At 61.0% G+C, this 19,148-nt stretch carries 16 protein-coding genes; 8 read left to right on the forward strand and 8 right to left on the reverse strand.

Features of this window, described 5'->3' with window-relative positions:
- Positions 1–114 precede the first annotated feature (114 nt).
- The gene (locus GIW79_RS22110) at positions 115–636 is read left to right on the forward strand and encodes a DUF6586 family protein (RefSeq protein ID WP_054898792.1); all 522 of its coding nucleotides are present in this window, start codon (positions 115–117) and stop codon (positions 634–636) included.
- 630 nt (positions 637–1,266) lie between these two features.
- Complete coding sequence (locus GIW79_RS22115; protein ID WP_003189656.1) at positions 1,267–1,500, forward strand: hypothetical protein; 234 nt, start codon at positions 1,267–1,269, stop codon at positions 1,498–1,500.
- A gap of 37 nt (positions 1,501–1,537) precedes the next feature.
- Here GIW79_RS22115 and sulA read toward each other — a convergent pair whose 3' ends face one another.
- Positions 1,538–2,011, reverse strand: coding sequence for an SOS-induced cell division inhibitor SulA (gene sulA, locus GIW79_RS22120; protein WP_005786162.1), 474 nt, complete (start codon positions 2,009–2,011; stop codon positions 1,538–1,540).
- A 10-nt stretch (positions 2,012–2,021) separates the two neighbouring features.
- The gene (gene lexA / locus GIW79_RS22125; protein ID WP_003172575.1) at positions 2,022–2,630 is read right to left on the reverse strand and encodes a transcriptional repressor LexA; all 609 of its coding nucleotides are present in this window, start codon (positions 2,628–2,630) and stop codon (positions 2,022–2,024) included.
- Positions 2,631–2,893: 263 nt separating this feature from the next.
- On the opposite strand from lexA, the gene GIW79_RS22130 reads away from it, so the two are divergent.
- Positions 2,894–3,601 (forward strand): TetR/AcrR family transcriptional regulator, encoded by a 708-nt coding sequence (locus GIW79_RS22130; RefSeq protein WP_034126647.1) that lies wholly within the window; start codon positions 2,894–2,896, stop codon positions 3,599–3,601.
- A gap of 135 nt (positions 3,602–3,736) precedes the next feature.
- Positions 3,737–4,747, forward strand: a complete 1,011-nt coding sequence (gene nagZ / locus GIW79_RS22135; protein ID WP_019818244.1) for a beta-N-acetylhexosaminidase — start codon at positions 3,737–3,739, stop codon at positions 4,745–4,747.
- Positions 4,748–4,848: 101 nt separating this feature from the next.
- Here the strand turns inward: nagZ and GIW79_RS22140 are convergent, their stop codons facing one another.
- From GIW79_RS22140 to mfd, 3 genes are read right to left on the reverse strand one after another with little or no spacing between them, the layout of a single operon-like run.
- A complete protein-coding gene (locus GIW79_RS22140; RefSeq protein ID WP_236454382.1) occupies positions 4,849–7,539 on the reverse strand; it encodes a DEAD/DEAH box helicase in 2,691 nt (896 codons plus the stop codon).
- 9 nt (positions 7,540–7,548) lie between these two features.
- Positions 7,549–8,115 carry a CsiV family protein gene (locus GIW79_RS22145; RefSeq protein ID WP_072446777.1) on the reverse strand — a complete coding sequence of 189 codons (567 nt, stop codon included), beginning with the start codon at positions 8,113–8,115 and terminating at the stop codon, positions 7,549–7,551.
- A gap of 10 nt (positions 8,116–8,125) precedes the next feature.
- Positions 8,126–11,575, reverse strand: a complete 3,450-nt coding sequence (gene mfd, locus GIW79_RS22150) for a transcription-repair coupling factor (RefSeq protein ID WP_057975694.1) — start codon at positions 11,573–11,575, stop codon at positions 8,126–8,128.
- A 340-nt stretch (positions 11,576–11,915) separates the two neighbouring features.
- Here mfd and GIW79_RS22155 point away from each other — a divergent pair, with 340 nt between their 5' ends.
- Positions 11,916–13,379 carry a glyceraldehyde-3-phosphate dehydrogenase gene (locus tag GIW79_RS22155; RefSeq protein WP_032873405.1) on the forward strand — a complete coding sequence of 488 codons (1,464 nt, stop codon included), beginning with the start codon at positions 11,916–11,918 and terminating at the stop codon, positions 13,377–13,379.
- Positions 13,380–13,549: 170 nt separating this feature from the next.
- On the opposite strand, the gene GIW79_RS22160 is transcribed toward GIW79_RS22155, so the two are convergent.
- Complete coding sequence (locus tag GIW79_RS22160) at positions 13,550–14,083, reverse strand: chalcone isomerase family protein (protein ID WP_072446775.1); 534 nt, start codon at positions 14,081–14,083, stop codon at positions 13,550–13,552.
- 214 nt (positions 14,084–14,297) lie between these two features.
- Here GIW79_RS22160 and sthA point away from each other — a divergent pair, with 214 nt between their 5' ends.
- The gene (gene sthA, locus GIW79_RS22165; protein WP_003189670.1) at positions 14,298–15,692 is read left to right on the forward strand and encodes a Si-specific NAD(P)(+) transhydrogenase; all 1,395 of its coding nucleotides are present in this window, start codon (positions 14,298–14,300) and stop codon (positions 15,690–15,692) included.
- Positions 15,693–15,734: 42 nt separating this feature from the next.
- Here the strand turns inward: sthA and GIW79_RS22170 are convergent, their stop codons facing one another.
- On the reverse strand, positions 15,735–16,457 hold the full coding sequence (locus GIW79_RS22170) for a glycerophosphodiester phosphodiesterase (RefSeq protein WP_014717518.1): 723 nt from the start codon (positions 16,455–16,457) through the stop codon (positions 15,735–15,737).
- A gap of 44 nt (positions 16,458–16,501) precedes the next feature.
- A complete protein-coding gene (locus tag GIW79_RS22175) occupies positions 16,502–17,080 on the reverse strand; it encodes a PilZ domain-containing protein (protein ID WP_236454385.1) in 579 nt (192 codons plus the stop codon).
- 94 nt (positions 17,081–17,174) lie between these two features.
- On the opposite strand from GIW79_RS22175, the gene GIW79_RS22180 reads away from it, so the two are divergent.
- Complete coding sequence (locus GIW79_RS22180) at positions 17,175–18,425, forward strand: lipoprotein-releasing ABC transporter permease subunit (RefSeq protein ID WP_034126653.1); 1,251 nt, start codon at positions 17,175–17,177, stop codon at positions 18,423–18,425.
- A gap of 7 nt (positions 18,426–18,432) precedes the next feature.
- Complete coding sequence (gene lolD, locus GIW79_RS22185; RefSeq protein ID WP_019818240.1) at positions 18,433–19,116, forward strand: lipoprotein-releasing ABC transporter ATP-binding protein LolD; 684 nt, start codon at positions 18,433–18,435, stop codon at positions 19,114–19,116.
- The last annotated feature ends 32 nt before the right edge of the window (positions 19,117–19,148 follow it).

Here is a 19,148-nt window from a genome sequence, read left to right on the forward strand (position 1 = left end):
CGCCCCCAATAGCTGGCGACTGCTACGCAGTCGAGCGGGAGCAAGCTCCCTCGCCACAGCAAGCTCGCTCCTACGCAGTCAGCATCACGCCTATTCGTTGTGGAGATTGCCGTCATGGCCAACGAACTCTATACCCGTACCAATCAGAAAATTTACTTCGCGGGTTTATCCCTGGAGGCCCTTGGCCGTGCCGAGGAAGGGAAAGAGATGAACGCCATCGCGCTGGTACAGGCGGGGCGCGAAGCGGCGTTGTTCCACCTGTACGGTGCCTTGCTGGGGCTGTGCCATGAAATCGCCGGGTTCTACCGCCTACCCCAGGCCGGTGCGCCGCGTGCAGAAATGATCATGAATCGTGAAGTGCTGGACGCCATGGCGATCCCCGAGTTGGCCGAACTGGTGGAAATGGCCCAGAGCCCCGACAGTTGGGTGGCGCGGCTGCTCAAAGCACATGCGGATATGTTTCAGCCGCCGCGTATTCCCCATGTGCCCAAGGGGGATGTCACCCAGCCGCTGATCGTCGCCGTGGCCTTGGAACAGGATGAGCCCAAGCCTTTGAGCCGCGAAGAGTTGGAAGGCTGGCGCCAGGAGTTGAAGAAGATGGCGCTGCGCTTTCGTGAAGGGCTCAACGAGTGTTGAAGGAGTAAATGAGGGGGCTGGCTGCGCAGCGACGCTGAACCTGTGGCGATGGAGCTTGCTCCCGCGACGGCCGGACGGCCGACGCTTATCTACCTGACGCCCTAGGATCCAAATGTGGGAGCTGGCTTGCCTGCGATGGCGGCCTGACAGGCGACCCTGTTATACCGAGTACATATCCATTCCTGCGGTAACGGCCACTTAGGGTTCCGCCGGCGGGTCACTTTCGAAAAGCGCGAAAGTAACCAAAGCGCTCTTGCCCCACCACTCGGCACCTCGCCTAGGCTCGGCCAGCGTGGTTTAACGGGGCGCCTAAGATCAAAAGCCAGATCAAGATCACAAGCAGATCAAGATCACAAGCAGATCAAGATCAGGACCGGCTCGCTTCGCATCGTGGTTACCGTTGGCTGCTACAGCTTGCAAAGTTCTGTGATGCCCATGCTGCGATAGAGGCGAGTCAGAAAAGCCCTGTGATAACTGACCCACCGCCATCGCAGGCAAGCCAGCTCCCACACAGAGAAGCGTGTTCCCTAGGGCACCATTCATCAAGCCGTCAACAAACCTGTCCATATCCCCTGCGAGGCTGGGTGGATGACTGATATAATCCAGGCCTTTCGTGGAGAACAGACTTTTATGCCAACGTCCTTTCTGGAAATTGTTGAACTGCCTGACGGCCGAATCGAACTGCGCCGGGCGGAGGACGAGGGTTCTCTGGTTATTCTGGATTTCTCCGAAGACGCCAAAGTCTTCCTGCAAGGCCAGCACGTCGAAGTGGCTAAAGCCATGTTGAGCGTGGGTGTGCAGATGGCAGGTCGCCTTGCCGAAGGCGAGCCGGAGAAAGAAGAAGGGCCGCGCGTTCTTCACTGAGTCCTTCGTGAAGGCTGCTTCTGTGGCGCGCCCATCATTACCCCAATCGAATATTCAAACTCTGTGCATCACCCGTGCGCGCAGCGCTGATAAGTTGCTGCTTGGCGCTGGCATTCAGTGGGTTCAACCAGCTCACCACCGTATGGCTACGGCCCAGGCGCAAGGCTTCGCAGGTTAGTTGCTGGGCGCTTTGTGCGCCGCGTGGTTGCAGCAACAGGATGCGCTCGCGGTTGAGCCCGGCGTCCCGCAGCCAGGCCTGGGTGAGGCTGGCGGGCGGGGCGATCAATGTCAGCCAGCGGGCGTCCTGATCTTCGCTCAATTCGCGCAGGATAGGTGCCAGCAGGTTCAGGCAGCTCTCAGCCGCACCGCGCAACGACAATTCACTGAACGCCTCAGGTTCGCCGCCCCAGGGGGCTTCGACCGTTTCCTTGAGGATTGGCGCAAGGGGCTGGGCCATGAAGGCCTCGAACAGCGACAGTTGTGTGTGTTGTGGGGTGTGCACGAGCTGCATGATGCCTCCTTTAACGGCGAATGACGCCGACACTCAAGCCTTCGATCACCAGGTCCTGGTCTTTCAGGTTGACTTCGATCGGGGCAAACTCAGGGTTTTCGGCCAGGAGCCAGACCTTGCTGCCTTCGCGCTTGAAGCGTTTGACCGTGACCTCGTCGCCGATACGGGCAACGACGATCTGGCCATTGCGGGCTTCGCGGGTGGTATGCACGGCCAGCAGGTCGCCGTCGAAGATGCCCACGTCCTTCATGCTCATGCCGTGCACACGCAACAGGTAGTCGGCACGCGGATGGAAGAAGGTCGGGTTGATGTTGCAGGATTCCTCGACGTGCTGCTGCGCCAGGATCGGCGCACCTGCGGCGACGCGACCGATGATCGGCAATGTCGACTCGTCTGCCTTGGCTTCGAAGCCAGGGATGCGAATACCCCGCGAAGCACCGGGGGTCATCTCGATCGCACCTTTGCGAGCGAGTGCCTTGAGGTGTTCCTCGGCGGCGTTCGGGGACTTGAACCCCAATTCCAGGGCAATCTCCGCACGGGTAGGCGGGTAACCATTGTCATCAAGGCAGCGCTTGATAAAAGCCAGAATCTCAGCTTGGCGTGGCGTCAGTTTTAGCATGTTGATCGCTCTGTCTTTTTATACAGTGACTGGGATTATATACAGTGAACTGCGCTTGGCAATCATCCTTTTTGGCGGCTCCGCTGGACGGTCATCCGTCAGCCGTCCTACAGAGCAGAAGCGGCGCTGCCTACAGAGCTGCGAGGATATGATTAAATAGCGGTGAAACAGATGACCGACCAGCCGCAAAGCGGACCCGCAGGCTTGACAAGACACACTCTGAAACGTATGTTTCAAACAAGTGTTTGTCAGGCGGAGTAGCCATGGCCCAGTCGGAAACCGTTGAACGCATTCTCGATGCTGCCGAGCAATTGTTCGCGGAAAAAGGATTTGCTGAAACTTCATTGCGTCTGATCACCAGCAAGGCTGGGGTCAACCTGGCCGCCGTGAATTACCACTTCGGCTCGAAAAAGGCTCTGATCCAGGCGGTGTTCTCACGCTTTCTGGGCCCGTTCTGCGCAAGCCTCGACCGTGAGCTGGAACGCCGCCAGGCCAAGGCCGATCACAAGCCCAGCCTGGAAGAGCTGCTGGAAATCCTCGTGGAGCAAGCGTTGGTCGTGCAGCCCCGTAGCGGCAACGATTTATCGATCTTCATGCGCCTGCTTGGCCTGGCGTTCAGCCAGAGCCAGGGCCACTTGCGCCGTTATCTGGAAGACATGTACGGCAAGGTGTTCCGCCGCTATATGCTGCTGGTCAACGAAGCGGCGCCGCGTATTCCGCCTATCGAACTGTTCTGGCGTGTGCATTTCATGCTCGGTGCCGCAGCTTTCAGCATGTCGGGTATCAAGGCGTTGCGGGCAATTGCCGAGACCGATTTCGGTGTGAACACGTCCATCGAGCAAGTCATGCGCCTGATGGTGCCGTTCCTTGCCGCTGGCATGCGCGCCGAAACCGGCGTCACCGACCCGGCCATGGCCACCGCCCAGTTGCGCCCGCGCAGTAAAACCGTACCGGTCGCCGCCAAGGTTTGATCGCTGCGGGTGGGCGCGGTCGCTTGCATCCGCTAAGCTAGCCGCCATGCCGATTTCAGCTATTTATTCACAACCCGTCGTCCTTGCCCTGCCTGGTAGGGACCACGGGTTGTGTGCGTTATTTAAGGAAGGTTTATGACTGCTGCCCTGCAAGGTTCTTTGATGGTCGACGTCGCCGGTACCTGGCTCACGGCCGAGGATCGTCATCTGTTGCGCCAACCGGAAGTGGGCGGCCTGATCATTTTTGCGCGCAATATCGAGCACCCGCGTCAGGTTCGCGAATTGAGCGCAGCCATTCGCGCAGTGCGCCCGGACCTGCTGCTGGCTGTGGATCAGGAAGGCGGCCGCGTACAGCGTCTGCGCCAAGGCTTCGTGCGCCTGCCGGCCATGCGTGCGCTGGCGGATAACCCCAACGCTGAATACCTGGCTGAGCAGTGCGGCTGGATCATGGCCACCGAGGTGCTGGCGGTGGGCCTGGACCTGAGTTTTGCCCCCGTGCTGGACCTCGACTACCAACGCAGCGCCGTGGTCGGTACCCGTGCTTTCGAAGGCGACCCCGAGCGCGCTGCCGTGCTCGCGGGTGCCTTTATCCGTGGCATGAACAGCGCCGGCATGGCCGCCACCGGCAAGCACTTCCCTGGCCATGGTTGGGCCGAGGCCGATTCCCACGTCGCCATTCCCAATGACGAGCGCAGCCTGGAGCAGATTCGCGCCAACGACCTGGTGCCTTTCGCACGCCTGAGCAAGCAATTAGCCGCCGTGATGCCGGCGCACGTCATCTACCCGCAGGTCGATGCCCAGCCTGCTGGTTTTTCGCGTCGCTGGTTGCAGGACATCCTGCGCGGTGAGTTGCAGTTTGACGGGGTGATCTTCAGCGATGACCTGTCCATGGCCGGCGCCCATGTGGTCGGCGATGCGGCCAGTCGGATCGAAGCGGCGCTGACCGCTGGTTGTGACATGGGCTTGGTGTGCAATGACCGTGCGGCGGCCGAGCTGGCGCTCAGTGCAGCACAGCGGATGAAGGTCACGCCATCGGCGCGGATTGCGCGTATGCGTGGGCAGGCGGTTGCGTCGACTGATTACAAACAGGATCCGCGTTGGCTGACAGCGCTTACTGCGTTGCGTGATGCGCAGTTGATCGACTGAAAACCGAAGCGCGGCCATCGCAGGCAAGCCAGCTCCCACATTTTGATTTGTGAATACATTCAGGTGTGGGAGCTGGCTTGCTCGCGAAGGCGGCCTAACAGTCAGCGCTTCTCTTGCTTATTGGGCAACGGCGCAAACAACGCTTCAATCTCGTCATTGCCCAACTGCCAATCCCCCGTCGTTCGCCCATCCAGCACGCCCGCAGCCAGATCGGACTTCTCCTTCTGCAAATGCTGGATTTTCTCCTCCACCGTGCCCCGGGCAATCATCTTGTACACGAACACCGGCTTTTCCTGCCCGATGCGGTATGCACGGTCGGTGGCCTGGTTTTCCGTGGCCGGGTTCCACCAGGGGTCATAGTGGATAACCGTGTCGGCTTCGGTCAGGTTCAAGCCGACGCCGCCGGCCTTCAGGCTGATTAAAAAGATCTGCAACTTACCGCTCTGGAAATCCTTCACCGGTGTACGTCGATCCCGGGTCTGGCCGGTCAGCAGGGTGTAGGCAATGCCGCGCTTTTTCAGTTCGGCCTCGATCAGGCTCAGCATCGAGGTGAACTGTGAGAACAGCAGGATCCGGCGGCCTTCGGCAAACAGCTCGTCGAGCATGTCCATCAGGCTGTCGAGCTTGCCCGAGCTGCTACCGCGGGCGGGCAGGTTGGCGTCGTTGACCAGGCGCAAGTCGCAGCACACCTGGCGCAGTTTGAGCAGGGCTTCGAGGATGATGATCTGGCTGCGGGCCACGCCCTTGCGGGTGATCTCGTCGCGGACCTTTTTATCCATGGCCAGGCGCATGGTTTCGTACACGTCGCGCTGGGCCTCGTTGAGGTCGACCCAGTGGATGATTTCGGTCTTGGGTGGCAGTTCGGTTGCCACTTGTTCCTTGGTGCGGCGTAGCAGGAAGGGTTTGATCCGACCGTTGAGGTGCTGCAATCGCACCTCGCTGGCACGTTTTTCAATCGGCACGCGGTAATCACGGTTGAAGCTCTTCACGTCGCCCAGCCAGCCCGGCAGCAGGAAGTGGAACAGCGACCACAGTTCGCCCAAGTGGTTTTCCAAAGGCGTGCCGCTCAGGCACAGGCGCTGGCGGGCATTCAGCTCGCGTGCGGCCTGGGCCGCCTTGCTGGACGGGTTCTTGATGTACTGCGCTTCATCCAGGATCAAGACGTGCAAGGGCAGGGCGGCGAGCTGTTCAATGTCCTTGGGCAGCAGGGCGTAGGTGGTCAGCAGCAGGTCGTAGTCATTCAGGTTGGCGAAATGTTTCTTACGCCCCGCGCCATAAAGTGCCTGCACTCTCAACTGCGGGGTGAAGTGCGCGGCTTCATCCAGCCAGTTCGGGATCAGGCTGGTAGGCATCACGACCATGCACGGCCGATCAAGGCGCCCTGCGTTTTTTTCGGTGAGGATGTGCGCCAGGGTCTGCAAGGTTTTGCCCAGGCCCATGTCATCCGCGAGTATCCCGCCCACCTCGAGTTGGCGCAGCGACTGCATCCAGCTCAGACCTTCCAACTGGTAGGGGCGCAAGGTCGCATTCAGGCCTTCGGGCGCCACGCAGGTGAAATCCTTGATATCACGCAGGCGCTGGGCGAAGTTGCGGATCTTCTCGCCGCCTTCCCATTGCAGTGGCAGGTCTTCCAGCGGGTTGAGGCGTATGGCGTCGGCCTTGGCCAGGCGCAGCGCGGTGGTGCCGGCTTCCTGCAGGTAAAACTCGCCGAGGGTCGCCAGCACCGGCTTCAAGCGGCCGTAGGGCAGCGCCACTTGCAGCGGGCCGTGGCCGTTGGGCAGGCCGGGGATGTTCACTAGGATCAGCTCTTCATCGCGGCGCCGCGCCAGTTTCTCCGGGTTGAGGATCTCGGTGTGGGAGCGCATCAGGTTCAGCAGGATCGGCAGCAGGCTCAAGCGTTCGCCGTTAACGATGATGCCCAGCTCCAGGTCAAACCAATCGCGTTCCGGCCCTTCATCGACCGTGGCATACCAGTCATCGACGGGGCTGAGGTCAAAGCCGAAGTCTTCATCGATCTGCAGCTCCCAGCCCTCGGCACGCAAAGTGGGCGACACATTGAGGGTGAAGTTCAGCCAGGCACTGTCATTGACCATTTCGAAGAGCTCGCCGGCGCTTTCCGGCAGGGCCTTGCTCTGGCGCGTGGCGATCTTGAAGCCAAGCAGGCGCAGGTGTTCGCGATAGGCCTGTTCTTGCTCGGGATGGCGCTTGATCCGCAGGCTCTGCGTCTCCTGGCGCACAATAATGTCAGCATTTTTTTGCCCGCTGACATAGTTGCCCAGGTAGTTGAACGACAACGCTGCACGGTGCTGGATATAGCGCTGCATCTTGCCGTTGCGCGGCTCGAACGCGCTGAATTCCACGCTGGCCAGCCACAGGCGTGGCACCGGTTGCACGTCGTCCATCACCACCTGCGGCAGGACAACGCGGTTATCGAGCACGGCCTGGAGTTTTTCCAGCAGTTGCGCATCCTGGGCCGCTGCCGGGTAGGCCAGGGTTTCCTGAACCTTGAGCAGCACCGCCGCGATGTGTTTGCAGTTGGTGTGCACCGGGCACGTGCAGCGGCTGTCCACCAGGATCAGCAGGCCCTTGGCCGATTCGCGCAGTGAGATGGTCTGGCGGTAAACATTGCCGCCCGAGCCTTCGCAACTGGCGGTGATGGTGCTGTCGCCGCACTCGACGATGCGCACGCGGTTCTCCAGGGCGTAGCGTCGCCCGCGCTCGAGGCTTTGCTCTTTGAAGCGATTGGCCCACGAAGGGGCCAGGGGTTTGGTCAACGACGACGTCAGGGGCATGGCGCGCAATCAGTCCTGAAGGTCGGGCGGTGGTGCGCTGGGTGGCTTGGCGGTCAGCGAGGTGATCTTGATCAGCAGCGCCAGGTGGCCGCCGTCCAGGTAGTTGAGCTGGTTGTTCTTGGTGCGCACGTCTTTCTGGCTCAAGTGTTCGCTGGCGATCACGCTGCCGTTGCCATCGAACTGGTTGATCCAGAAGTCCGCGTCGATATCGGTAAAGCGCCCCAGTTGCAGGCTCAACACCCCTTCGATAGGGAACTGGCCGAATTGCTCCTGGCCGTCGGTGATCGCCACCTTCACCGCTTGCTCGCCAAGGTTCTGTTCCCAGGCCTTGTGGGCCAATACCGTGTAGTTGGCGTCGGCGCGCAGCTTGTCGACGATATTGCCCAGGCGCGGCGGGCTCATCCGCTCACCCAGGCGCGGCGCTCCGGCATCCCAGTTTTCCGGCGCGGCGCGGCTACTGATCACCGGCTCTGCATTCTGGCGCACCAGGATCATTTCCACCTGATACAGGCTGTCGGCAAAGGCCGAAGGTGCGAGTACCACCAACAACAGGCTCAAAATGCGGAACACGCGCATGGGGGCGTCCTTAAACGGATTTCGGAATGAGGCGTTCAAACAGCGCCTCCAAAGTGTTGAAGCGTTCTTCGGCGCGTTCCATCGGCACCATGAACTTGAACAGCGTAGCCCCTTCGAACTTGTAGCGGTTGGGCTGGCCCTGGATCAGCTTGATCAGCACCAACGGGTCGACCGGCGTCTGCGCTTCGAATTCGATACGCCCGCCTTGCGGCCCTGCGTCGACTTTCTTGATGCCCAACTGCTCGGCCTGCAACTTGAGCAGGGTCAGGCGCACCAGGTTCTTGGTCGGTTCAGGCAGCAGGCCGAAACGGTCGATCATCTCTACCTGCAAGTCCTTGAGGCCTTCTTCGTCGGCCGCCGAGGCAATGCGCTTGTACAGGATCAACCGTGCATGCACATCCGGCAGGTAGTCTTCGGGAATCAACGCCGGCAAGCGCAGGTTGATCTCCGGGCCGCCGCCCAAGGGTTGGTCGAGGTTAGGTTGTTCGCCTTTGCGGATGGCTTTTACCGCGCGTTCGAGCATCTCCATATACAGCGTGAAACCCACCGCCTGGATCTGCCCGCTCTGGCCGTCGCCGAGCAATTCACCGGCACCCCGGATTTCCAGGTCATTGGTGGCCAATACAAAGCCGGCACCGAGGTCCTGGGTATTGGCGATCGCTTCCAGGCGTTTTTCCGCATCGGAAGTGATCTGCTGGCGCGGCGGTGTGAGCAGGTAGGCATAGGCCTGGTGGTGACTGCGCCCGACGCGACCGCGCAATTGGTGCAGCTGCGCCAGGCCGAACTTGTCGGCACGCTCGATGATGATCGTGTTGGCGCTCGGCACGTCGATGCCGGTCTCAATGATGGTCGAGGCGATCAGCACGTTGAAGCGCTTGTGGTAGAAGTCGCTCATCACCTGTTCGAGTTCGCGCTCGCGCATCTGCCCGTGGCCGATGGCGATACGGGCCTCAGGTACCAGTTCGGCGAGGTCGGCGGCGCATTTCTCGATGGTTTTCACATCGTTGTGCAGGTAATACACCTGGCCGCCGCGCAGCAGTTCGCGCAGCAGGGCTTCCTTGACCGTGCTCTTGTTCTGCTCCATCACGAAGGTGCGCACCGACAGGCGACGCGCCGGTGGCGTGGCGATGATCGACAGGTCGCGCATGCCCGACACCGCCATGTTCAGCGTGCGCGGAATTGGCGTGGCGGTGAGGGTGAGGATATCGACTTCACTGCGCAGGGCCTTGAGCTGTTCTTTCTGGCGCACACCAAAGCGGTGTTCTTCGTCGATGATCACCAGGCCCAGGTTCTTGATCTTCACATCGTCCGACAGCAGCTTGTGAGTACCGATGACGATGTCGATCTTGCCCTCGGCCAGGTCGGCGACGGCGGCATTCACTTCCTTGGCGGACTTGAAGCGGCTCATTACTTCCACGGTCACCGGCCAGTCGGCAAAGCGGTCGCGGAAGCTGTTGTAGTGCTGCTGGGCAAGCAGGGTGGTTGGCACCAGGATCGCCACCTGGCGACCGCCGTGTACCGCAATAAAGGCTGCACGCATGGCCACTTCGGTCTTGCCGAAGCCCACGTCGCCGCACACCAGGCGATCCATCGGCTTGGGCGCGAGCATGTCGGCGCGCACCGCTTCGATGGTGGTTTGCTGGTCCGGGGTTTCTTCGAAGGCGAAGCCGGCGCTGAAAGTGGCGTAGTCGGCTTTCGGGTCGGCGAAGGCATAACCTTCGCGGGCAGCACGGCGGGCATAGATGTCGAGCAGTTCGGCGGCCACGTCGCGCACCTGTTCGGCGGCCTTGCGCTTGGCTTTCTGCCAGGTCTCGGAGCCCAGGCGGTGCAACGGCGCCAAGGCGTCGTCGCTGCCGGTGTAGCGGGCGATCAGGTGCAGGTTGGCCACCGGCACGTAGAGCTTGGCGCCCTCGGCGTATTCCATGGTGAGGAATTCGGCGGCCTGGTTGTCGATCTCCAGGGTCTGCAAGCCCAGGTAGCGGCCTACACCGTGGTCGATATGCACCACCGGCGCGCCTTCGCGCAGCTCGGTGAGGTTCTTGATCACCGCGTCGTTGTTGGCATCGGCGCGTTTTTCCCGGCGCCTGCGCTGCATCACGCGCTGGCCGAACAGCGGGCTTTCGGCGATCAAGGCCAGCGCCGGGTCATCCAGTTGCAGCCCTTCGTCCAGCGGCGCGATGGTGATTGCCAGGCGCTCTTTGCTGGCGACAAAATCCGGCCAGCTGTCGACGGTTTTCGGCCGCAGCTTCAGGCGTTCCAACAGCTCCAGCAGCACTTCGCGACGCCCGGCGGATTCGGCGGTAAACAGCACGCGGCCCGGGAAGTCGCCGAGGAAGTTCGACAGCGCCTCCAGCGGTTGCGTGGCTTTGGCCTGGATCGCCAAATCGGGCAACGCGCTCGCCGGGAAACGCTCGCGGCCACTGCCGGCGTCCACGTCCTGCTGGCTGGCTACTACACGCGGCCAGTTTTTCAGGCGCGCGAAGCAGTCTTCAACTGGCAGGAACAGTTCAGCGGGCGGCAATAAAGGCCGGGATGGATCGACGCGACGTTCTTCGTAGCGGTTGCGCACATCGTTCCAGAAGTTTTCCGCCGCCTGTTCGATACCCGGCAGCGAGAACACCTGGGTGTCCTGCGGCAGGTAGTCGAAGAGGGTGGAGGTTTCGTCGAAGAACAACGGCAGGTAGTACTCGATACCGGCAGGTGTAATCCCGCTGCTCAAGTCCTGGAAGATCGGGCAGCGACGGAAGTCCACATCGAAGCGCTCACGAAAGCGCGCCTTGAAGCGTGTTACCGCGTCTTTTTGCAACGGGAATTCCCGCGCCGGCAGCAGCTTGATCGAGTCGACCTTGTCGATGGAACGCTGGTTCTCCGGGTCGAAGGTGCGCAGCGTCTCGATCTCGTCATCGAACAGGTCGATGCGGTACGGCAACTTGCTGCCCATCGGGAACAGGTCGATCAAGGCGCCGCGCACCGCGAACTCACCGTGCTCGTACACCGTGTCGACGCAGCGGTAGCCGCTGGCTTCCAGGCGCGTGCGCATCTGCTCGACGTCGAGCTTCTGGCCCACGTCCAGCACCAGGCTGCTGCCGAGCAGGAACTTGGTCGGTGCCAGGCGGTGCAGGGCGGTGGTGATCGGCACCACCAGCACGCCGTGGGCCAGTTCGGGCAAGCGGTACAGGCTGGCGATGCGCTGGGAGATGATGTCCTGGTGCGGCGAGAACAGGTCGTAGGGCAGGGTTTCCCAGTCGGGAAAATGCAGCACCGGCAAATCCGGGGCGAAGAAGCTCAGCTCCTGCTCCAACCGTTCGGCACTTTGGCTGTCGGCGGTGAGCAGCAGGGTAAAGCGCTTGGCTGCGCTGGCAGCCTCGGCAATGGCCAGGCTCAGGGCGGCACCGGGCAGGTTGCCCCAGTGCTGTTTACCTGCCGCGGCAGGGAGTAGCGGTAGACGCAGAACGGGCACGGAAGGTTGAGCTCCAAGCGTTGCGACAAAGTCAGTAATTGTAACGGCCCCAGGTGCCGCCTGTCAGTTGCTGACTGTGCCTATTACGGTTTGCAGGAAATGTAGTGGCTAAGACAAACAATGGCGGGTTTTGACTCAATATGTAGTGCCAAAAAGCGCGAATGTTTAGGAGAGTTACGGACAAGTCGGCCTACTCGCCAAACTAGTGGCCTTCTGGAACCCGCGTGTTTCCTGGGCTGTAGCGCGGTGGTATTTTTTTGCAAGGGCTTTTTGTTGCCCTTCGCGCATTGCTCAACGCTCAGTCGGGCGACATAATGTAGCCCCTTTTTTCTGCCCCTACATGTGGAAGGTTCCCGTGACTCAGAAGCCCGACCAGTGTCTTGGTGAATGGATCGACCGTGAAGCACTCGCAGAAGCGATGATTCCGCTTATCGGCCAGCTGTACCGCAATAACAATGTGGTGAGCTCGATCTATGGCCGCAGCCTGATCAACCAGTCTGTCATCGCGATTCTCAAAGCCCACCGCTTTGCGCGCCATCGCTCCGCCGACGACAGCGAACTCTCCGTCCACGAAACATTCCCACTGCTCAAAGCCATGAGCGAGCTCAAGCTCGGCGCGGCTTCGGTAGACCTGGGCAAGTTGGCCTACAAATTCCGTAAAGAAGGCGCCGGCCGCACTGCCGAGCAGTTCGTACGTGAAGAAATGGCCGATGTGGTTGGCCAGCAAAACGCTGCCGCCCGCAAAGGCACCGACGTGGTGTTGTACGGCTTTGGCCGTATCGGCCGCCTGCTGGCGCGCATCCTGATCGAGAAAACCGGTGGTGGCGACGGCCTGCGCCTGCGTGCCATCGTGGTGCGCAAAGGCGCCGAGAACGACCTGACCAAGCGCGCCAGCCTGCTGCGTCGCGATTCGGTACACGGCTCGTTCAATGGCACCATCACCATTGACGAAGAAAACAACACCATCACCGCCAACGGTAACCTGATCCAGGTGATCTACGCGAAGAACCCGACCGAGGTGGATTACACCCAGTACGGCATTCAGAACGCCCTGTTGGTGGACAACACCGGCGTATGGCGCGATGCCGAGGGCCTGGGCCAGCACCTGGCTTGCCCGGGTGTCGACCGCGTTGTGCTGACCGCGCCTGGCAAAGGCAAGCTCAAGAACATCGTGCACGGCATCAACCACGCTGAAATCACCGCTGACGACAAGATCGTGTCCGCCGCTTCCTGCACCACCAACGCCATCGTGCCGGTGCTCAAGGCTGTGAATGACAAGTTCGGCATCGTTAACGGCCACGTTGAAACCGTTCACTCGTATACCAACGACCAGAACCTGATCGACAACTTCCACAAGGGCGATCGCCGTGGCCGTAGCGCCGCGTTGAACATGGTGATCACCGAGACCGGTGCTGCCACCGCTGCTGCCAAGGCCCTGCCTGAGCTGGCTGGCAAGCTGACCGGTAACGCCATCCGTGTACCGACGCCGAACGTGTCGATGGCCATTCTCAACCTCAACCTTGAGAAAGCCGCCACCCGTGAAGAGATGAACGAGTACCTGCGCTACATGGCGCTGCACTCCGACCTGCATAAGCAGATCGACTTCGTCAATTCTCAGGAAGTGGTCTCCACCGACTTCGTCGGCTCGCGCCACGCCGGTGTGGTGGACGCCGAAGCGACCATCACCCAGGACAACCGTGTTGTGCTGTATGTGTGGTACGACAACGAGTTCGGCTACAGCTGCCAGGTGGTTCGCGTGATGGAAGACATGGCTGGGGTCAACCCGCCTGCGTTTCCGCGCTAAGCCTTTGCGCTGAATAAAAAGCCCCGACTGGTTCGGGGCTTTTTTATGCCTGTGGGTTTTGTGGTGTCTGGGAGGGCCTTATCGCAGGCAAGCCAGCTCCCACAGTTGAAATGCATTTATCTGTGGGAGCTGGCTTGCCTGCGATGACGATGGAGCCGTCAACGCGGCCATCACTTGAGTAGCGTGTTGCGCAAACTGTCCGACAGCCCATTGGCCGCCAGCCAGATACCCAGGTAGGCCTTCGCTAATTCTGCGTCTGGGCTGCTGAACACCACCTGCCCATTAATCTCCAGATTCAACCCGCGCCCCGGACGAAAATCCAGGGCGTAGCGATCACCGCTGCGAATATCCCGAAAGCGCGCGTGCAGCTTGGCTATCTCTGGGTTCAACCCGGCATTGGCTTGCTGGCGCTCCAAGGTGACGGTGGCCGCCTTGATCACATCATCGCGGTCAATGTCGCGAAAGTAATACAGCGCCAGGCGCACAGCCTTCTGCTGGTCCCAGGCCTGCTTTGCCGGCAGGTCAGCGGGTGCATACAGCGCGGCGGCATACACCTCCGCCCAGAGATAGTTGAACACCGCCTGGTTTTTCAGGGCCAGCCCCTCGACCTGTGCGGGGAAGCTTGCCTGCTTGAGCCGCTGTGCGTCGTTGGCGTGCGCCGTGAGCGACACCATCAGCATCAAACAGAAAAATAGTTGTCGCATAATGGCTCATCCTGAATTCGGCGCTGATGTGCGTCCTGTAGTATGGCAACACTGGCCTACGACGCGACCAAGGGTTAATGTTCGCGGCGCTCGGCCTTCTATAGACTGTGCCCCGGTTCACACACTTGAGCCAAATTGTCCTTCATGACCGCTGGCCGCGGCATGATTTAGCCTGGCGTCCAACCGTACGCCTGGCCTGTTCTGAGGAGTACGCATGGCTGTCTACAACTATGACGTGGTGGTACTGGGTTCCGGCCCGGCTGGAGAAGGTGCGGCGATGAACGCTGCCAAAGCAGGGCGCAAGGTGGCGATGGTCGATAGCCGTCGCCAGGTCGGCGGTAACTGCACCCACCTGGGTACCATCCCGTCCAAGGCGTTGCGTCACTCCGTGCGCCAGATCATGCAGTTCAACACCAACCCGATGTTCCGGGCCATTGGCGAGCCGCGCTGGTTCTCGTTCCCGGACGTGTTGAAAAGCGCCGAAAAAGTCATCTCCAAGCAAGTCGCTTCGCGCACTGGCTACTACGCCCGTAACCGCGTCGACCTGTTTTTCGGCACCGGCAGCTTCGCCGACGAGCAAACCGTCGAAGTGGTCTGCGCCAATGGCGTGGTCGAGAAGCTGGTGGCCAAGCACATCATCATCGCCACCGGTTCGCGCCCGTATCGCCCGGCGGACATCGATTTTCACCACCCGCGTATCTACGATAGCGACACCATCCTGAGCCTGGGCCACACCCCACGCAAACTGATCATCTACGGCGCCGGCGTGATCGGCTGTGAATACGCCTCGATCTTCAGTGGCCTGGGTGTACTGGTAGAACTGGTGGACAACCGCGACCAGTTGCTCAGCTTCCTCGACTCGGAAATCTCCCAGGCGTTGAGCTACCACTTCAGCAACAACAACATCACCGTGCGCCACAACGAAGAGTACGAGCGGGTCGAAGGCCTGGACAATGGGGTGATCCTGCACCTCAAGTCCGGCAAGAAGATCAAGGCCGACGCCTTGCTGTGGTGCAACGGCCGTACCGGCAACACCGACAAGCTGGGCATGGAAAACATCGGGGTCAAGGTCAACAGCCGTGGCCAGATCGAAGTGGATGAGAACTACCGCACCTGCGTGCCGAACATCTACGGCGCCGGTGACGTGATCGGCTGGCCAAGCCTGGCCAGTGCCGCCCATGACCAGGGCCGCTCGGCCGCTGGCAGCATTGTCGACAATGGCAGCTGGCGCTACGTGAACGACGTGCCGACCGGGATCTACACGATTCCCGAGATCAGCTCGATCGGCAAGAACGAGCACGAACTGACCAAGGCCAAGGTGCCTTACGAAGTGGGCAAGGCGTTCTTCAAGAGCATGGCGCGTGCGCAGATTGCCGGTGAGCCGCAAGGCATGCTGAAAATCCTGTTCCACCGCGAAACCCTGGAAGTACTCGGCGTGCATTGCTTCGGCTACCAGGCCTCGGAGATCGTGCACATCGGCCAGGCGATCATGAACCAGCCAGGTGAGCAAAATACCCTCAAGTATTTCGTCAACACCACCTTCAACTACCCGACCATGGCCGAAGCCTATCGGGTCGCGGCCTACGACGGCCTCAACCGGCTTTTTTGAGCGGCTCCGGCCGGTGGCCTGAGCCGGCCGGGGAGACCGATTTCAGTAATTCTCGAGGGTGGCAGTGGCCAAACCGGGAAAGTCTGTAATCAGGCTATCTACGCCGAAGTCGGCGAGCCTGCGCATCAGCGCAGGTTCGTTGACTGTCCACACGGACACATGCAAGCCCTGGCGCTGGGCTTTTTCCAGCCGCTCGGGGGTGCACAGCGTCCAGTTCAATGCCAAATACTCACAGCCGTAGTTCTGCGCGACCTTCAGCGGGTCGAGCCAGGCATATTCGGCGACCAGCCCGCGTGACAGGTCCGGGGTGAGTTCCACGGCGGCCTTGAGCACTTCCCGCGAGCTTGACGTGACCGTGACCTTGTCCATCAAGCCAAAGCGCACAGCCATTTCGCGAATCGCCAGCACAGTGGTGGCGGCACGGGTACGCGAGGCGCTTTTGACTTCCAGTTGCCAGTGATCGAAGTCGCACTGTTCGAACAACTCCTCCAGGCGTGGAATCGGGCAGGGGCTTACCCAGCCTGGGCCGCCTTTGCGCGCGTCCATCTTGACCAAATCAGCCGCCGAGTACTCGACGACCTTGCCGCGCCGGTCGGTGGTGCGCTTGAGGGTCGGGTCGTGGATGACCATCAGCTCGCCGTCCATGGACAGGTGCAGGTCCAGTTCGCAACGACGTACGCCGTGTTTGAGACATTCCTGAAAACTGGTCAGGGTATTTTCCGGTGCTTCGCCTTTGGCACCGCGGTGGCCGTAAATCAGGGTCACAGTTGCTCCTTTTCGCCAGGATGGCTGGCGTCGTGAATACGCATTCAGAGGTCTTCGCTTTGTTCTCGCGCCAGGCGGCGTTCCTGGGCCTGTTTCTGCAGGATATAGCGCGCCAGCAGTTGGCGTTGGGCATCGGTCATGGACTCGAACTCCGTGCCCACATCAAAGCCGTCGCCCTTGGGGTCGCAATGGGTCACCCGCGCGCGCAGCAACAGGCCGAGCGCCTGGGGCATCAGCACAAGCTTGACCGCCAGGTGAGTGTCGGCGGCCAGCGGTGTCGGGTGCTGGAAGTCGATGCCGCCCTCGGAGAGGATCACCGGTTGCGGCGCACCCACCTCGTTCAGCAAACCGCGAGCCATGACCTGGCTGAGCAGATCCAGGCGTTTGTTCTGCACTTTGAGGAAGGCCGCCAGGCTACGGTCTTTCTCGCTGATCTGGCGCAGCAGGTGCTGGGCTTCGAATTCGCTCAAGTGCAGCTCGCTGAGCAGATTGAACAGAGGTGAATCATCCAGCAACACTTCCTTGCTCGCCGCGTCGGGGCCCGACAGGGGTTTGATTTGAAGTGCGATCATGTCGTCGATACGGTAGTATTCGCGGCGCTCTTCTTCATCTGATGTCGACATGGCGAACCCCAGGTAACGGTAATGGTCTGAGTGTAAAGCTGCTGACCAGACCCCGCCACCGGGACGTCTTCTTTTCCTCCGAACAAGCCCCGACATGTTCAGACCTCTCTTCGTATTTATCGGCACGCGTTATACCCGTGCAAAGCGTCGCAATCATTTTGTGTCGTTCATTTCCTTGACCTCGATGATCGGTCTCGCCCTGGGCGTGGTCGTGATGATCGTGGTGCTGTCAGTGATGAATGGCTTCGATCATGAGATGCGCACCCGCGTGCTGGGCATGGTGCCCCACGCGACCATCGAGGGCGATGCGCCCATCAACGACTGGCAAAGCCTGGCCGCCAAGGTCCAGCAGAACCCCAAGGTGGTGGCGGTAGCGCCGTTTACCCAGATGCAGGGGTTGCTGACCAATGACGGCAAAGTGCAGAAGATCCTGCTCAACGGCATCGACCCGGCCCAGGAGCGCAACGTCTCGATCATCGACAAGTTCATGCTGCAAGGTAAGCTCGACGAGCTGTCGCCGGGCAGCTTTGGCATCGTCATCGGTGACAAGGCCGCGGCCAAGCTGGGCGTGGGGGTTGGCGACAAGCTGACCTTCGTCGCCCCGGAAGTCACCGTGACCCCGGCCGGCATGTTCCCGCGCATGAAGCGCTTTACCGTGGTGGGCACCTTCCACGTCGGCGCTGGCGAGATCGACGGTTACATCGGTCTGACCAATCTCACCGACCTGGCCCGCCTGCATCGCTGGCAGCCCGACCAGGTGCAGGGCCTGCGCCTGAAATTCAACGACCTGTTCGATGCGCCGCGCGGCGCCTGGGAAATTGCCCAGCACCTGGGTGAAACCGAGTACTACGCTCGCGACTGGACCCGCACCCACGGCAACCTGTACCAGGCCATCCGCATGGAAAAAGCCATGATCGGCCTGTTGTTGTTGCTGATCGTCGCCGTGGCGGCCTTCAACATCATCTCCACGCTGGTGATGGTGGTGAACGACAAGAAGGGCGACATCGCCATCCTGCGTACGTTGGGCGCCACGCCGGGGCAGATCATGGCGATCTTCATGGTGCAGGGCACCGTGATCGGCGTGGTTGGCACCTTGATCGGCACGGCGGTGGGCATTTTGGCCGCGCTGAACGTCAGCGCCGCCATCGCCCTGCTTGAAAAGGTGATCGGCCACAAGTTTCTCAACGCCGACGTCTACTTCATCGATTACTTGCCGTCCCAGGTGCAAACCCAGGACGTGCTGATGGTGGGCGGCGCTGCGTTGGTCCTGAGCTTCCTTGCCACCCTGTATCCAGCCTGGCGCGCGGCACGTACCCAGCCAGCACAGGCATTACGTTATGAGTGAATCGGGCATGAGTGAAAAAGCAATCCTGAGCTGCCGCAACCTGGGCAAATCCTACGAGGAAGGCCCGGAGTCGGTGGTGGTGCTGTCCAACCTGCAGCTTGAACTGCACCCTGGCGAGCGTGTGGCGATCGTCGGCAGTTCCGGTTCCGGCAAGAGTACGTTGCTCAACCTGCTGGGCGGCCTCGATACGCCGTCCCAGGGCAGCGTATGGCTGGCCGGTGAAGAACTCTCGGCCTTGAATGAAAAGGCCCGTGGCCAACTGCGTAACCGCTCGTTGGGCTTTGTGTACCAGTTCCATCACTTGCTGCCGGAATTCACCGCCCTGGAAAACGTGTGCATGCCGCTGTTGATCGGCAAGACCGCGATTCCCGAAGCGCGCCAACGGGCCACGGCCTTGCTGGAGCGTGTGGGCCTCGGCCATCGCCTGGAGCACAAGCCGGCCGAACTGTCCGGTGGTGAGCGCCAGCGTGTGGCGATTGCCCGCGCCCTGGTGAACAACCCTGGCCTGGTGATGCTCGACGAGCCGACCGGCAACCTCGACTCCCACACCGCCCAGGGCATCAAGGACTTGATGCTGGAGCTGAGCACCCAGATGCGCACCGCGTTCCTGGTGGTGACCCATGACATGAGCATGGCCCGGCAGATGGACCGCGTACTGCATTTGCAGGAAGGTCATCTGGTCGCTATCTGACCTGTTGCAAGCCCGGTTTTTTGAGGCCGGGC

The sequence above is a fragment of the Pseudomonas sp. PA-7-1E genome (assembly GCF_021605325.1).
GTDB lineage: Bacteria > Pseudomonadota > Gammaproteobacteria > Pseudomonadales > Pseudomonadaceae > Aquipseudomonas > Aquipseudomonas fluorescens_BV.

Bases quoted from the DNA above. Each gene is read 5' to 3' on its own strand.
- GIW79_RS22110 (WP_054898792.1), top strand. From the start codon at position 115: ATGGCCAACGAACTCTATACCCGTACCAATCAGAAAATTTACTTCGCG.
- GIW79_RS22115 (WP_003189656.1), top strand. From the start codon at position 1,267: ATGCCAACGTCCTTTCTGGAAATTGTTGAACTGCCTGACGGCCGAATC.
- sulA (WP_005786162.1), bottom strand. From the start codon at position 2,011: ATGCAGCTCGTGCACACCCCACAACACACACAACTGTCGCTGTTCGAG.
- lexA (WP_003172575.1), bottom strand. From the start codon at position 2,630: ATGCTAAAACTGACGCCACGCCAAGCTGAGATTCTGGCTTTTATCAAG.
- GIW79_RS22130 (WP_034126647.1), top strand. From the start codon at position 2,894: ATGGCCCAGTCGGAAACCGTTGAACGCATTCTCGATGCTGCCGAGCAA.
- nagZ (WP_019818244.1), top strand. From the start codon at position 3,737: ATGACTGCTGCCCTGCAAGGTTCTTTGATGGTCGACGTCGCCGGTACC.
- GIW79_RS22140 (WP_236454382.1), bottom strand. From the start codon at position 7,539: ATGCCCCTGACGTCGTCGTTGACCAAACCCCTGGCCCCTTCGTGGGCC.
- GIW79_RS22145 (WP_072446777.1), bottom strand. From the start codon at position 8,115: ATGCGCGTGTTCCGCATTTTGAGCCTGTTGTTGGTGGTACTCGCACCT.
- GIW79_RS22155 (WP_032873405.1), top strand. From the start codon at position 11,916: ATGTGGAAGGTTCCCGTGACTCAGAAGCCCGACCAGTGTCTTGGTGAA.
- GIW79_RS22160 (WP_072446775.1), bottom strand. From the start codon at position 14,083: ATGCGACAACTATTTTTCTGTTTGATGCTGATGGTGTCGCTCACGGCG.
- sthA (WP_003189670.1), top strand. From the start codon at position 14,298: ATGGCTGTCTACAACTATGACGTGGTGGTACTGGGTTCCGGCCCGGCT.
- GIW79_RS22175 (WP_236454385.1), bottom strand. From the start codon at position 17,080: ATGTCGACATCAGATGAAGAAGAGCGCCGCGAATACTACCGTATCGAC.
- GIW79_RS22180 (WP_034126653.1), top strand. From the start codon at position 17,175: ATGTTCAGACCTCTCTTCGTATTTATCGGCACGCGTTATACCCGTGCA.
- lolD (WP_019818240.1), top strand. From the start codon at position 18,433: ATGAGTGAAAAAGCAATCCTGAGCTGCCGCAACCTGGGCAAATCCTAC.